This window comes from Brevibacillus nitrificans, from assembly GCF_003710965.1.
GTDB lineage: Bacteria > Bacillota > Bacilli > Brevibacillales > Brevibacillaceae > Brevibacillus > Brevibacillus centrosporus.
The window spans coordinates 62367-75655 of sequence record NZ_RHHU01000003.1 but is presented as its reverse complement, the minus strand read 5'-3'; the positions used below and the strand labels follow the sequence as shown (position 1 = coordinate 75655).

Annotated in this window: 15 protein-coding genes and 1 pseudogene; 3 read left to right on the top strand and 13 right to left on the bottom strand. The window is 53.3% G+C overall.

All coding sequences use genetic code 11. From position 1 onward, the window contains the following. Nucleotides 1-5 precede the first annotated feature (5 nt). Entirely contained in the window at nucleotides 6-1409 is a 1404-nt protein-coding gene (locus EDM59_RS02285; RefSeq protein WP_122922163.1) for an MDR family MFS transporter, read from the top strand. Nucleotides 1410-1438: 29 nt separating this feature from the next. Beyond that, entirely contained in the window at nucleotides 1439-2230 is a 792-nt protein-coding gene (lgt, locus tag EDM59_RS02280; protein WP_122922162.1) for a prolipoprotein diacylglyceryl transferase, read from the top strand. Nucleotides 2231-2269: 39 nt separating this feature from the next. Here the strand turns inward: lgt and EDM59_RS02275 are convergent, their stop codons facing one another. From EDM59_RS02275 to dinB, 10 genes and pseudogenes are all read right to left on the bottom strand, one after another. After that, nucleotides 2270-2767: a GNAT family N-acetyltransferase gene (locus tag EDM59_RS02275; RefSeq protein WP_122922161.1), complete on the bottom strand. Its 498-nt coding sequence runs from the start codon at nucleotides 2765-2767 to the stop codon at nucleotides 2270-2272. 160 nt (nucleotides 2768-2927) lie between these two features. Beyond that, nucleotides 2928-3071 (bottom strand): annotated as a pseudogene (locus EDM59_RS02270) (SDR family NAD(P)-dependent oxidoreductase); the annotation flags it as partial. Between the two features lie 113 nt (nucleotides 3072-3184). Next, a complete protein-coding gene (locus EDM59_RS02265; protein ID WP_122922159.1) occupies nucleotides 3185-3706 on the bottom strand; it encodes a TetR/AcrR family transcriptional regulator in 522 nt (173 codons plus the stop codon). Between the two features lie 226 nt (nucleotides 3707-3932). Next, nucleotides 3933-4283, bottom strand: coding sequence for a hypothetical protein (locus EDM59_RS02260; RefSeq protein WP_122922158.1), 351 nt, complete (start codon nucleotides 4281-4283; stop codon nucleotides 3933-3935). Further along, nucleotides 4280-4870, bottom strand: a complete 591-nt coding sequence (locus tag EDM59_RS02255) for a manganese catalase family protein (protein WP_092267893.1) — start codon at nucleotides 4868-4870, stop codon at nucleotides 4280-4282. The genes EDM59_RS02260 and EDM59_RS02255 overlap by 4 nt, the downstream gene beginning before the upstream one ends. A gap of 18 nt (nucleotides 4871-4888) precedes the next feature. After that, nucleotides 4889-5140, bottom strand: coding sequence for a spore coat protein CotJB (locus tag EDM59_RS02250; protein ID WP_122922157.1), 252 nt, complete (start codon nucleotides 5138-5140; stop codon nucleotides 4889-4891). 197 nt (nucleotides 5141-5337) lie between these two features. Then, entirely contained in the window at nucleotides 5338-5622 is a 285-nt protein-coding gene (locus EDM59_RS02245; RefSeq protein ID WP_092267891.1) for a hypothetical protein, read from the bottom strand. A gap of 249 nt (nucleotides 5623-5871) precedes the next feature. Then, complete coding sequence (locus tag EDM59_RS02240) at nucleotides 5872-6222, bottom strand: YolD-like family protein (RefSeq protein WP_122922156.1); 351 nt, start codon at nucleotides 6220-6222, stop codon at nucleotides 5872-5874. Then, complete coding sequence (locus EDM59_RS02235) at nucleotides 6219-6611, bottom strand: YhjD family protein (protein WP_307723905.1); 393 nt, start codon at nucleotides 6609-6611, stop codon at nucleotides 6219-6221. The genes EDM59_RS02240 and EDM59_RS02235 overlap by 4 nt, the downstream gene beginning before the upstream one ends. After that, nucleotides 6608-7849, bottom strand: coding sequence for a DNA polymerase IV (dinB, locus tag EDM59_RS02230; RefSeq protein ID WP_122922155.1), 1242 nt, complete (start codon nucleotides 7847-7849; stop codon nucleotides 6608-6610). The genes EDM59_RS02235 and dinB overlap by 4 nt, the downstream gene beginning before the upstream one ends. 203 nt (nucleotides 7850-8052) lie before the next feature. On the opposite strand from dinB, the gene EDM59_RS02225 reads away from it, so the two are divergent. After that, nucleotides 8053-8412, top strand: a complete 360-nt coding sequence (locus tag EDM59_RS02225) for a VOC family protein (protein WP_122922154.1) — start codon at nucleotides 8053-8055, stop codon at nucleotides 8410-8412. Nucleotides 8413-8584: 172 nt separating this feature from the next. Here the strand turns inward: EDM59_RS02225 and EDM59_RS02220 are convergent, their stop codons facing one another. The 3 genes from EDM59_RS02220 to sdaAA form a co-directional block, all read right to left on the bottom strand. After that, nucleotides 8585-10141, bottom strand: a complete 1557-nt coding sequence (locus EDM59_RS02220) for a hypothetical protein (RefSeq protein ID WP_122922153.1) — start codon at nucleotides 10139-10141, stop codon at nucleotides 8585-8587. Between the two features lie 183 nt (nucleotides 10142-10324). Then, entirely contained in the window at nucleotides 10325-12379 is a 2055-nt protein-coding gene (gene recG, locus EDM59_RS02215) for an ATP-dependent DNA helicase RecG (protein ID WP_122922152.1), read from the bottom strand. Then, entirely contained in the window at nucleotides 12379-13263 is an 885-nt protein-coding gene (sdaAA, locus tag EDM59_RS02210; protein WP_122922151.1) for an L-serine ammonia-lyase, iron-sulfur-dependent, subunit alpha, read from the bottom strand. Before sdaAA ends, recG begins: the two co-directional genes overlap by 1 nt. Nucleotides 13264-13289: the final 26 nt, after the last annotated feature.

Here is a 13289-nt window from a genome sequence, read left to right as displayed (position 1 = left end):
AAAGCATGACTGCCTATCAGCGCAAAATTACGATCGCCCTCATGATCGCTACGTTTCTCTCGGCGATTGAGGTGACTATCGTCAGTACAGCCATGCCCACAATCGTCAATAAATTGGGTGGGCTGGAGCTCATCAGCTGGGTATACGCTGTCTACCTGCTGACCTCTGCCGTAACCACTCCCATATTCGGAAAAATCGCCGACTTGTTCGGACGGAAAAAAGTTTTCCTGTTCGGATGCTCCCTCTTTTTGATCGGGTCGATGCTTTGCGGTCTCTCCCAGAGCATGGAACAGCTCATCCTGTTCCGCGCGATTCAAGGAATTGGGGCTGGCGCCGTCGTTCCTATCACCTTTACAATCATCGGCGATATTTTTACATTCGAGGAACGCGCGCGGGTCCAAGGACTTTTTGCCTCCATTTGGGGAGTTGCAGGAATCTTCGGTCCGCTCGTCGGTGGTTTCTTTGTTGACTATGTCAGCTGGCACTGGATCTTTTACATCAATATCCCTTTTGGTCTTCTATCGATTTGGCTGATCTCGAAAAACCTGCATGAGAAGCTGGAAAAACGCGCACGCAAGATCGACTACGGCGGCGCCATTACGTTCACGATCGGTACGACGGCCTTGCTCTATGCTCTGTTGACTGGCGGCAACGAATACGATTGGAATTCGCCCACGATGTACCTTCTTTTGATCGTGACGGTTGTGTTTCTGGTTTCGTTTTTTGCCATTCAGAGGCGACACCCCGAGCCGATGATTCCGATCAAGCTGTTTCATATTCGGGAAGTGTCCCTTCCCAATCTCATTTCGTTTCTCGCCAGTGCGATCCTCATCGGTGTCACGGCCTACTTGCCTTTGTGGATCCAAGGGGTTCTGAAAGAAGGCGCCATCTTTTCCGGGATGATCCTGATGCCTATGTCGATTGGCTGGCCGATTGGCGCTACGGTTGGCAGCCGTTTGCTCGTACGATACGGTGCCAAGCCTATTTCGCTTCTCGGCATCTTCCTAATTGTCATCGGGACCTTCTGCTTGACGCTGATTACGATGGCGACTCCTCCTTGGATGATTCTCGGAATGGTCTTCATCCTCGGACTTGGTTTTGGTTTCTCCATCACCATTTTCACCATTGTTGTCCAATCTGCTGTCGACTGGAGCCTGCGCGGAGTGGCTACCTCGTCCAACTCGTTTTTGCGGACATTGGGGCAAACCTTGGGCGTAGCCGTGCTGGGAACGTTTTTAAACCACCAGATTGGAAGCCATGCTGACAGCAACGCCCAAGTTCCTCCCGAGATTCTCGCGGCGGGTATCCACCTGAACTTTATCATCGTTGCCGTCTTGGCAGTCGTCTGCCTCGCTATTACTTTCTGGCTTCCCAAAAAGAGGCCGCAGCCAGAACCTGCCGAGTCGTAGTTACTTGCTAGAGAAAGAGGGAATTTGAATTGCATCAATACCTTGCACACATCGGGTCGTTCCCCATTCGATCCTACAGCCTGATTTTTGTCCTGGCGATTGCCTTGGGTGTAGGCGTGACCCTTACTTTGGCAAAGCTTCAAAAGAAAGAGGAGCTTGGCAATCATCTCATGAACCTGCTCGTCCCCATGATGGTTGGCGCGATTATTGGCTCGCGGTTTTGGGCTGTCTTTTTCTTCGACTGGGAATTCTACTCGAAGCATCCGGAAGAAATTATCGCCATCTGGCATGGCGGCCTATCGATCCAAGGCGGCATCGTCGGTGCAATCCTGGTCGGCATCTGGTATGTTCGCAAGCATAAGCTGTCCTTTTGGGAGCTGGCGGATTTATGTGCGCCAGGGCTGATCCTGGGCCAAAGCATCGGCCGCGATGCCAACCTGATGAACGGTGATGCCTTTGGAGACCCCACTGGCGGCAATTTTGGCATTCTCTATCCAGAAGGGACAAATGCTCGGGCAACCTTTGGCGATCAGCCCTTATGGCCCGCGGAAGTATGGGAAGGCCAGATGGACATCATCATTTTTGCCCTGCTGCTGATCCTCATGCGCAAGCAGCTCAAGCGCGGCTATCTCTTTCTCGCCTACAACATTTTGTACAACCTCGGGCGCTTCCTGCTAGAGCTCTTGCGCGGGGACTCGCCTCGCTACCTGTTTCATTGGACAGCCGCCCAGTGGACGTCTGTTTCTGTGATTCTTCTTTCCTTGGCGGCTGGAGTCTACTTGCATTTCCGTTCGCCACAACTGAAAGATAGTGCTTCGTAACCAGATGAAAAAAAGCCGGCTAGCCTCGTATGAATCAGGCTACCGGCTTTTGATTTTCTCCTCTTCCTTTACACGCAGATGGAAGATAAGCTCTTCCCCATGCGTCCCCGCGTACCTGTAGCCTTTGTCTTCAAAGCCAGCTTTTTGGTACAAGCTGATCGCAGGTGTGTTGGTGTGGTGGACGGTTAAAAGGATTTCCGTTTTTCCAGGGTACTCCTGCTTCGCAATCTCCGGTAGAGCCCGCAATGCTTCGTAAGCATACCCTCTTTTTTGATGGCGAGCATCGATCGAGAATGACTTGAATAGTAGGGAGCTCCACTCGTCGGTGTAGATATTCGCGGACCTACTTCCATTCAGCACAAAGCATCCGACCAAATGATCACTTGCATAGATCACATAAGGCTTTTGACTTGGATCGGCGCGGAAGGCTTGGATGACCTCGATCGGAGTGGAGGTATAGATCGCCTGTTCTGGTGGCAGTTGATAGCGGCAAAGGAAAGGATAATCGTCTGTCTCGCGAAACCCTCTGATAATCATTGGCGGTCCTCCTGGTTCTCTCGAATGGTTCTTACTCAGAGCCATGGTTTTTCCAAAAAACCTTACCATACTTTTATTCCGATCACTCCGTTATTGATCAATTACTAGCCAAACTATATACGGGTCGCTTTCTCCTGCAATGCTCGAATCGTTGTTGTGCTGGATTTCCCAGATTCTTTGCAAGCAGCTCCAGCTTTTGCCCGGAACGTCCAAATGCAATCGTCTCGATGCCTTGCCGAATGAGCTCCTCCGTGATGGCTGCTCCCGTCCCCCCTGTTGCCCCTACTACCATTGCCCGTTTCATGGTCATCATCTCCATTTTTCTTTTTGTAATTGATTAATCACTAACTAAATCCGAGCACAATCTATAGTTAGTGATTAGTCAATAACTTTTTTTGCATGGCTTGGTTCGCCACCTTACACCTCCATGATTTCCGGCATATTCAATGCCAGCCCGATATTGCATAGCATTCCTCTCGCCAAAAAGAGCGTCGTCCGCTCTTTGGCATCGGTCATCCCCGCTTTTTCAAATGCTTCCAGAACAATACGTCGTACCTCGCGAAATCCGTTGCGCATCGCTTCCTGGATGGCCTCCTCCTGAATGGTTTGTGCCTGCATTTGAAGCAGCGTCTCATTTTTATGCTGCTCTAAAATTTTCTCGTAGGCCCGGATCAAATCGGATTCCAGCTGCTCGGATGAGGAGACGGCCACGACCTGGCGGAAGGCTTCCGTGATTCTCGTCCACGATACTTCCAGTGCGCTCAGCAGCAGAGCCTCCTTGGTTTTAAAGAAACGAAAAACATACGGCTGGGAAATGCTGGCGCGCTCCGCGACGTGAGCGGTTGTTGCTCGGTAATACCCGTTTTCTGCAAACACTTCGATCGCCGCCGAAATGATCTCCGTCCTGCGGTTGACTGAGGTCGCCTCATTTTTGGCCATGACCCTCACTCCTTTTCTGCGTGTGTATTGAGTGATTCATCAATTCCATTTGAGTGTAACGTATCTTCCTTCGTATTGTAAATGTGAAACAGACAAAGCCCGTCACAATAATAGGCTGAAAGACAACGCAAGTGCTGACAATCCTCTTTTCAATGCTCGAACCCTCCTCTCCCTAAAAAAGAAGCAACGCGCTTGGACGCATTGCTTCTCTCTACTCTGTGTTTGTTCACTCTGCGTCCCCCTTAGGAGAGCTTTCCTCGGCCGCACTCGTTTCGAGATCTTCTGTTTCCCTGTCTTCCTTTTCGCTGCTTTCTTGCTCGTTCTTCTCTGATGCATGAAGCCACATGAATAGCGTTCCCGTCTGCAGCGCTTCGGATGGCCTGAACTGATTGATATAGGGATCGGGCGGGAAAGGGTGGATAGGGGCAATCGGGTGCAGATTTGCTGTGCTCTGGTTGGTTGGGCGCAGCCCTCGTACTTTTGAGTCCTTTTGAAGCTGTCGCGGATGAAAAGGCATGGGATAGACCCACGGATAGCCGTACCGTGGGTCATAGTAGGTATGCGGCCATCGGTTCACAAGTCGTCATCCTCTTTCTGTGCTTTGCTCGCACGATTTTCTTCCTCTAGCATAAACAGCGCCTCGCGAAATCGTTGGGAATGCACAATTTCTCTTCCGCGCAAATATTTCAACACCTGACTCACGTCTGGATCGTCGGTGAGATTGATCAGCCACTGATAGGTCGCCCGTGCCTTCTCCTCGGCTGCGATATTATCCGCTAGGTCCGCGATCGGGTCTCCTTTGGTCTGGATGTAAGCAGCTGTCCATGGCACACCATTCGCATCCGCATAGAAAAGGGCCTTGTCGTGATCGGCGTAGTGGGCGCCCAAGCCTGCTTCTCTCATCTGCATCGGAGTCGCGTCCTTCACCAGCTTGTAAACAAGGGTAGCGATCACTTCCATATGCCCGAGCTCTTCCGTTCCAATATCGGTCAACAACGCCTTGATGCGCTTATTCGGCATCGTATAGCGCTGGTTCAAATAACGCAATGCGGAAGACAGCTCTCCGTCAGGCCCGCCGTACTGTGTCAAGAGGAATTTGGCCATCTGCAGATCCGGCTTGCTTACTCGTACTGGAATTTCCAATGTCTTTTCATAGATCCACATACCACTGGTCACCTTTCCTCAATACTCAATTTCCCAAGGCCACGGAGTCTTGTGCCACGTCCAGCGATCCGGCGTCGAGGAATGACCGTACTGCATCACCGGCCCTCGCTCCTTTTCATACGCTTGCTTCAGCTGCACAAGCTGCACGGTTAGTTCTTTGTACTGCTTGACGGCACGCTGATCATCCGGGTTCATATCCAAATACAGCTGCAGCTCCACAAGCGCAAACTGGATTTCCTGCAATCTTCTCAGCGTACTGCCGTATTCCATAGCAGGCTCTCCTCCTGTCGCTCTTTCCCTCTTGTTACCACCGTATGCACGTAGGCAGATGACGGTCCCTCCCCGTGCACGGGTGACTGTGACTTCCTATTAGATCCGCCAAGCCTTTTGGCGACACCTTAACAAAAAAACCTTTCCGTTCGGGATCGTTCCCGACAGGAAAGGCTGCTCTGCTTCTCTTTTTTTCGTTATTGCTGGGTCGCTGCTTTTTCTCTGCTCTTGGTAACAATGTGGTGACCAAGCGGCAACCCCCGTTGTTCCAGCTCAGCGGCGGTCACAATATGGAGCGTCTCACTTTTACAAGGCATTGGCATCAAACCGCCTAATGGACTCATCACTCTTCCGATCGTATCTGTCTCGATGAGCACGTACAGGCCTTTTTCCTCCAGCTGTTGAATAAATTCACCCCAACGCTTGGAAGTAATCTGATCCGCATGCTTGGTGAACATGACACCCATTTCCTGTGCTAACATTTCCAGTCCCCTTTGTTCGATCCCTCAGATATCTGCTTTACAAGATATCCTTACAATACAGGGAAACCTCCTGTTCTGGCAAAATCCAAAGTGGCCAAAAAATCGCGAAAAACGGTTGTTTTCGACCGCTTTTCGTTTCAGGAATCGCGCCTCGCCACTGCGCACGCCATTAGATCATTCAGACTCGTTTTTTTGCCGCTTGCGTTTTTGCAAATGGCCTAAGTTTGTCAATTTCTTGAATGATTCTGCTCAAAAACTGGCAGCCAGCTCTACCTGGAGCAGCCGGGCAAACGGAATCCAGTGAATGTCGCTTTCTGCCCGCAGCTTGATGCGCCGTTTTTCCTGATCAATGTGTGCGACGTGAGCCGACAAGCGGCGAGGCTGCTGCCCGTCATAGTAGGTCACCGTAAGCGGACTTCCCATCTGAAAAGCCTGCCATACCAGCTCGCTCAGCTCCCCCAGCTGTTCCTGATCCAGCTGCGGCGGCACGTAGCGGCGCTCCTCTTCTTTGATTCGCGCATACCACCCCCGATGCTCAGGCAGCACGAACCGGCTGGATGCAAACAGATTCTCTTTTTTGGATACACGCGTCTCCCTCATGGCGTCTTCTCTCCTCGTTGATAGTGGGCAATCCATTGGCCGACGAGCTCCTGACATTCCGCCCGCAGGATTTCGATCGAATAGATCGCCTCCCGCAAATATCCGCGCTGCCGGTAGTGCACCACGTAGACATGCCCCTGTCTTTGGTAGCTGACCACCACACAGCCTTGCTGCCGCAGCAGACGGCGCAGCTGATGATGCTGCCGCTCGGCCCAGCGGGAAATCTCTGGAAACAGCCAGTCATACACAGCCTGGTAGGACAGCTTCAGCGGCACGACCCGGACCTTCCCCAAATCTACCATGACAACACGAAACAGGATGCCAAACAGAATGTACAAGCGCATCATCTCCTGCTCACCCTCTGGTACTCCCGCCTGCTGCTCGGTCACTTGTAGTGCCCCCCGATCTTGCGGGCACGCTCTTTGGCCTGGCCAGCCCCCAAGATAGACACCGCCCGCAGGATCGCATCCTGACCGTAGCGGGTGCGAATGTCATCCATCGCATGGGCGAGCGAACGGCGCTTGTGATTATCCGTAAACAGATTGAGCTGTAGAACGTTGTCTGGCACCAGCTTGCTCAGCGTCACACCGATGCTGCGCACGGGAGTCTTTTGCCAATGCCGGTCAAAGAGACAGCATGCCGCCTCATACAGCGTCATCACGTCGTTGGTCTGCTCCTCCAGCTTCATCTGCCTGCCAAACCCGTTCAGCGCATCGAGATCGGCGCCGCGGCAGCCGACAGACAGCACAGACCCCATCAGCTCTTTGCTCCGCGCCCGTCGGCACACCTCCTCGCACAGCTCCAGCAGCACGACCTTGATCTCCGCTCCCGTATGATAGTCCCGTGGCAGCGTCATATGATGGCCGATCCCTTTTTGCGTATCGTACGTATTCAGGGAGACAGGCGAGTCATCCAGACCTCTGGCGGTTCGCCACAGCACCTCGCCATTCACCCCGAAACGACGCATGAGCACGTTCGGAGCCATGTCCGCCAGCTGCCCGATCTGGTAAACCCCCATCCGATGAAAATGCCGCTTCATCCGCGAGCCTACGCCGAACAGCTTTTCAATCGGCAGCTTCCAAAGCGTGTCTGCCAGCTCCTCGCGCTTGAGCCAAAAAACACCCTTCTCCTGCTTCTTGGCGAAGTTGTCACAAGCCATTTTCGCCAGCACTTTATTCTCACTGATTCCCACACGGCAGTTAATCCCGGTCTCCATCCACACACGCTGCCGGATTTGCGCAGCCATCTGCAGCGCATCGCCAAACAAGTGCACGCTCCCGGTCACATCGAGAAATTGTTCGTCAATGGAATACGGCTCTACCTTATCTGTAAAGGACTCGAAAATCTGGGTAATCTGCATCGAGATGCGGATGTACATTTCCATCCGCGGGCGAACAACGACGAGGCTGCGGCACTTTTGCTGCGCCTGCCACAAAGCTTCTGCCGTGACGACGCCGTACGATTTGGCAATCGGGCATGCTGCCAGAACCACCCCGCTTCGCCGCTCCGGATCTCCCGCGACTACGATCGGCTGGTTTCGCAGCTGCGGATTGGCCGCCTTCTCGATGCTGGCATAAAAGCTCTGCATATCGACCAAAAAAACGATGCGTTTGTTCGCATTGGCCATATCGCCATCTCCTTAAATAAGAACAAATGTTCGTTACTCCCTCGTTCTTAGTATAGCAAACAAACGTTCGCTTTTATACCTCTTCGCCACAAGAAATTTTCTGGTAATTTTTTCTGGACACAGAGGGGAAAAGTGGCACCTGGGCGAATCCTGTTCCTGTATGCAAATAGCGCAGCGATTCTCTACGAAAGAAGGAGTTCTCCATGAAAGCTTCTCCCCTGCTTTCTGAAGTTGGCGCAGTATTTGTTCCGGTGCAGCACATAGAGGAAGCTCGCGACTGGTATTGCCGCATTCTCGGAATTGACGCCGATCAGGACATCTTGTTCGGGCATCTGTACTGCATCCCACTGCAAAAGGGCGTCACCCTGATTTTAGACAGCAAGATTTTCCCGAAAAAAACGCCTAGCAATGCTCCTCTGTTTCACTTCAACACTCAGGATATCGAAGCGGCTTACCAACATATGCAGGAGCTTGACGTAGAACTGGTAAGCGGCATCGAAAACGGGCACTGGTTTACCTTTCGCGACCCGGATCGCAACGTGCTGATGGTCTGCAAATGCTAAATGGCCCCATCCAGATCTTGCGCATTTGATCGCGGAAAAACAGAAACAGACCAACCTGCCGGATCCGTCATCCCCGCCGGGTTGGCCCAACCTCATGATTCGATTGCACGAAATACGCATCGCCATCGCAGAAAAAGCAAAGGCTGCGCAAATACCTCAAAGCAGCGGACCGCTAATTGGCCAGATCCCGCTCGCTATGCACGAGCAGCCACTTCCCGTCCTGACTTGCCCCTATCACACCAAACCCAATAGACAGCCCTTCCAAAATGACGCGCTCCTGCCGCAGGTCCGCATCAAAGATATGCAGCGATTGAGTTGCTGGGCCGCCCGCTTTCCCCTCCTGCCAATTTACATACGCCAAAAGATGCGTGCCGGGCACCCAGACCCCCGAACGATCCAATTCCCCTACTTTCTCCTTCCCTTGGTACAGTCCGCCATTAAAGTACATCTGGTATTTTCCGTCATCCGACTGATCGTAGCCCGCCCACGAGTCCTCGGCAACAGGAGGATTCCAAGGGATGACCTTCTCGGTTTTCCAGTCATAGCGCTGCCGGATTTCACGCAGGCTGTCTGCGCTCTTTCGTATGATAAAAGTCGCATACCTTCCATCGTCCATAAACGTGACTGGCAGCGTCATGCCGTCCGCCTCGCTCGTCGGAATCGTGCCTTTCACAGCACCGGGCAGACGCGTCTGCGCACCCGTTTCTAGGTTGACCAGCACGAGATCCAGATCCTGTTTTTGCTGCGCGGGGCCTGTCGCCAATAAAACATACTGACGATTATGGCTGAAGCTCGCTCCATGCACGAATCCATTTACTTTGATAGGAACCGCCCACTCGCTTTCTGGTACGGACACACCCTTTTGCGGCTGGGCGAAGAAAAATCCGCGCCGATCTGCCACAAAGGTCCCTTCCCCTCGATAGTTCACGGTCAGCTCAAAGGGGTAGCGGGTCAGTGATTTTTTGTCCAGGTCATAGATCGCATACAAAGGAATATGATGCGCGTCGCACTCGCAGTATTGCTTGTAGCGGTACATTAGTACATATCGCCGTTCGTTGTCTAAGATGGTCGAAACCATATAAGGAGCAGGAAAGCCAGAGACCTTTTTTAGCTGCTCCCCATCCAGCGAGACCTGCCAAATCTGACTTGGGACGACAGCTACCGCTCGAAAATCGAGATTGCCTGCAACCACTCTTCCTTTTTGCGTTTTGGCACCTGCTGCATTCAGCCAGTACTCAGGGCTGGCTTGATTCAAATCTGGCTGCCGGTCCAAAGTCACCAGCAAGCGCAGCTGCCGGTCATGAACCCAGTGAAACGCAAGTGACGGCTCCACATAGTGAATCTGGGAGGTGTCTTTGGCGTGCTGGCGAACAGCGGCTTCTACACTGGCGCGATCCATCGGTTCACGGAAAAAGAAGCTGTACGACTGCGGTGTATTCCCGACAACCGTACGGATAGGAGAATGAAGCTGCGGCTCCTCGTCCAGCTGTATACGCACATCCTCTTTCAGCTCATCGTAGTTGAAATCGATTTCCTCTGGGAGCCACTCGGCAGGAGCAGCAGGCTGGGAAGGAGGAGGTACGGCATTTGCTGGCGGCGGCTCATGTGGCACCGAGGGTGATTCGATTCCTCCGGGTCCCGTGCTCACAGGTCCAGGGCTGCATGCAGCAGCAGACAAAACAACGGCCAAAAACAACCATCCCCAAGGTATGAAGCGAAGCAAACGCATGAAAGAACCGCCCCTCTATGGATTCGTATCGTTTTCCTTAATATGGATATTGACGCTGCGAAGGCTGGAATCGTTTCAAACGATCAAAGTAAATTTTGTCCGTTCTCCCCCGCTGTTCGCATACCAAAAAGAGCCTCCCCTGTTCTCACAGAGAAGACTCTCCACCAATACTTGCTTTTGCCTTTAGTCGAACACGATTCCGTCCAGTACACCCTCGCGCTTTAAGTACTCCCGCAGCCAATGGTACTGGGCGTCATGCCAAAACGACCTCTCCGCTACCAGTCTGGCGGTTTCCTGTCTGGCGACCTCCAGTGCTTTGTAATCACTCAAGAGATCCGCCACTTTAAACTCAGGAACGCCGCTCTGCTTGGTCCCGAAAAAATCACCCGGCCCGCGCAGCTCCAAGTCTCGCTGCGACAGCTCAAACCCGTCTGTTGTCTCACACATGACGCGCATCCGCTCTTTTCCGATCTCCGACTTGGGATCAGCAATCAGCACGCAGTAGGACTGCTCCGAGCCACGGCCGACACGCCCCCGCAGCTGGTGCAGCTGTGCGAGACCAAAGCGCTCGGCATCGTAAATGATCATGTAGGTAGCATTCGGCACATTTACCCCTACCTCAACGACCGTTGTGGAGACGAGCACCGCATGCTCTCCAGCGAGAAAAGCCTGCATCACCGCATCCTTTTCCTTGGCAGGCAAGCGCCCGTGCATCAAGCCTACGCCAAACTCAGGAAACACATGCGTCAGCTGCGCGTGAACATCAATCGCATTTTGCACGTCCAGCTTTTCCGACTCTTCGATCAACGGACAAATGACGTAGGCTTGTCTTCCTTTGCGCAGCTCGTCACGCATTTGCTCCAGAACGGCGGGGAACTGATCGTGCTTTTTCCACGTCGTCTCAATCGGCTTGCGGCCAGCAGGCATCTGGTCGATCGTAGAGACATCCATATCGCCAAATGCGGTGATCGCCAGCGTCCGTGGAATCGGTGTCGCCGTCATGAACAGGACATCGGGAGTCAGGCCCTTGTTGCGCAAGATTCGCCGCTGCTCAACCCCAAAGCGATGCTGCTCATCCGTAATGACCAAGCCCAGTCGTGAAAAAAACACATCCTCCTGAATCAAGGCGTGTGTACCCACGATGACATCGATGAGACCCATCTGCAGAGAGCCGATGACTTCACGTCTGCGCTTGGCAGTCAGCGAACCGGAGAGCAGAGCCACCTCGATCCCGTATGGCGAAAGTAAAGCCGTGAGGGACTGAACGTGCTGCTCCGCCAAAATTTCCGTCGGCACCATCAGCGCCCCCTGGAAACCTGCCTTGACAGCCGCGATCAGCGCGATGGCAGCTACGACCGTCTTTCCGGAACCTACGTCCCCTTGCAGCAAACGATTCATCGCATGAGGAGAGCGCATGTCATCCAAAATTTCTTTGACGACCCGTTTTTGCGCATCTGTCAGCGGGAAGGGCAGAGAAGAAATGAACTGCCGAACCTCCTCCATCGGAATCGTGAGCGCCATGCCTTCGGTTTGCTGGCGATTCACCCGGCGCAGCGCCTGGATTTTTAACTGAAATAAAAAAAGCTCCTCGAACATGATTCGCCGCCGTGCTTGGCGTCCATTTTCGGCATCGGCAGGAAAGTGAATCGAATGAATGGCATCGACCCGCGGCATCAGCCGATAGCGCTCGACGATGTAGGGCGGCAGAATTTCCGGTATCTCCTGACCGTACTCTCGCAAAGCCTGCTGGATCGTTTTCCGCAGCAGGTTATGCGTGACATCCCCGCCAAGCGGATATACGGGAGCCAGCTCTCCACGCTTGGCAGCGCGGTCGGAATCCGCCTCCGTCATCTCATTCACCGTGACCTGCAGCTTGTGCTTGTCCCATTTTCCCGTGATGAGAATTTCTTTGCCCGGCGACAGCCTGCTTTTCACAAACGTCTGGTTGAACCAAACAGCCGTGACCACCACCCGGTCCATGACTACCTTGACGGAAATGCGTGATTTGCCCTTGCCATAAAAACGAACAGAGGGTTCGCCGTATACCGTACCTGCCAGCGTGACCCTCTCTCCGTCTTTGACCTCTGTCAAATCGCGAACACGGTAGTCTTCATAACGGGTCGGGAAGTACTCCAGCAGATCGCCTACGCTGTGAATCCCCAAACCGCCAAAAGCTTTTGCCCGCTCTTCCCCTACCCCGTGAAGCTGGGAGACGGGAGCTTGATAAGACGTCGTCATTACTTCTCCATCCGTACGCCAAAAATCTTCGCTTCGATTTGGCGCCCTGTCTGAGTTGCGGCCAGTCCGCCCTGGGCCGTCTCTTTCAGTGTTGTCGGCATTGCGCAACCGATCCGGTACATCGCTTCGATGACTTCATCTGTCGGGATGACGCTCTTGATGCCCGCCATCGCCATGTCTGCCGCTACCGTAGCGATCGCAGCCCCCATCGCATTGCGCTTGACACAAGGTACTTCCACCAGTCCAGCCACGGGGTCACAGACCAGACCAAGCATGTTTTTCAAAGCAATCGCTACCGCTTGTGCCGACTCCTCCGGCGTGCCGCCCGCGATCTCGACGATAGCCGCAGCTGCCATCGCGGTCGCCGAACCGACTTCTGCCTGGCAGCCTCCAGCCGCACCGGAAATAAACGCGTTGTTCGCGATACAATAACCGATTGCGCCAGCAGTAAACAAGTAGTTCACCATCTCATCCCGTGTCGGTTGGAGCTTGTCTGATACCGCAAACAGGGTACCTGGAACAATGCCGCAAGCCCCAGCGGTAGGAGTCGCGACGATGGTACCCATAGCCGCATTGACTTCGTTGACCGCTACGGACATCGAAACCGCATTCAAAAGTGTAGGTCCCGATAAGAAGGTTTTGTTCTTCATATATTCTTGCAGCTTTTTGGCATCGCCGCCTGTCAGCCCGCTATGCGAGCGAATATCCTCTGTCAGGCCGCGACGAACTGCTTTTTCCATAACGTCCAGATTGGCGTACATATCCTGCATGATGGCTTCCCGACTGCGTTGGGATACTTCCATCTCTGCCTCGATCATCACTTCCGAGATTTTCTTTCCTTGTGATTCCGCCAATTCAACCAGCTCAGCCACATTCCGAAACATCTTGTTTGATCACTCCTCTATTCCCT

Bases quoted from the DNA above. Each gene is read 5' to 3' on its own strand.
- EDM59_RS02285 (WP_122922163.1), top strand. From the start codon at position 6: ATGACTGCCTATCAGCGCAAAATTACGATCGCCCTCATGATCGCTACG.
- EDM59_RS02275 (WP_122922161.1), bottom strand. From the start codon at position 2,767: ATGATTATCAGAGGGTTTCGCGAGACAGACGATTATCCTTTCCTTTGC.
- EDM59_RS02265 (WP_122922159.1), bottom strand. From the start codon at position 3,706: ATGGCCAAAAATGAGGCGACCTCAGTCAACCGCAGGACGGAGATCATT.
- EDM59_RS02255 (WP_092267893.1), bottom strand. From the start codon at position 4,870: ATGTGGATCTATGAAAAGACATTGGAAATTCCAGTACGAGTAAGCAAG.
- EDM59_RS02250 (WP_122922157.1), bottom strand. From the start codon at position 5,140: ATGGAATACGGCAGTACGCTGAGAAGATTGCAGGAAATCCAGTTTGCG.
- EDM59_RS02245 (WP_092267891.1), bottom strand. From the start codon at position 5,622: ATGTTAGCACAGGAAATGGGTGTCATGTTCACCAAGCATGCGGATCAG.
- EDM59_RS02240 (WP_122922156.1), bottom strand. From the start codon at position 6,222: ATGAGGGAGACGCGTGTATCCAAAAAAGAGAATCTGTTTGCATCCAGC.
- dinB (WP_122922155.1), bottom strand. From the start codon at position 7,849: ATGGCCAATGCGAACAAACGCATCGTTTTTTTGGTCGATATGCAGAGC.
- EDM59_RS02225 (WP_122922154.1), top strand. From the start codon at position 8,053: ATGAAAGCTTCTCCCCTGCTTTCTGAAGTTGGCGCAGTATTTGTTCCG.
- EDM59_RS02220 (WP_122922153.1), bottom strand. From the start codon at position 10,141: ATGCGTTTGCTTCGCTTCATACCTTGGGGATGGTTGTTTTTGGCCGTT.
- recG (WP_122922152.1), bottom strand. From the start codon at position 12,379: ATGACGACGTCTTATCAAGCTCCCGTCTCCCAGCTTCACGGGGTAGGG.
- sdaAA (WP_122922151.1), bottom strand. From the start codon at position 13,263: ATGTTTCGGAATGTGGCTGAGCTGGTTGAATTGGCGGAATCACAAGGA.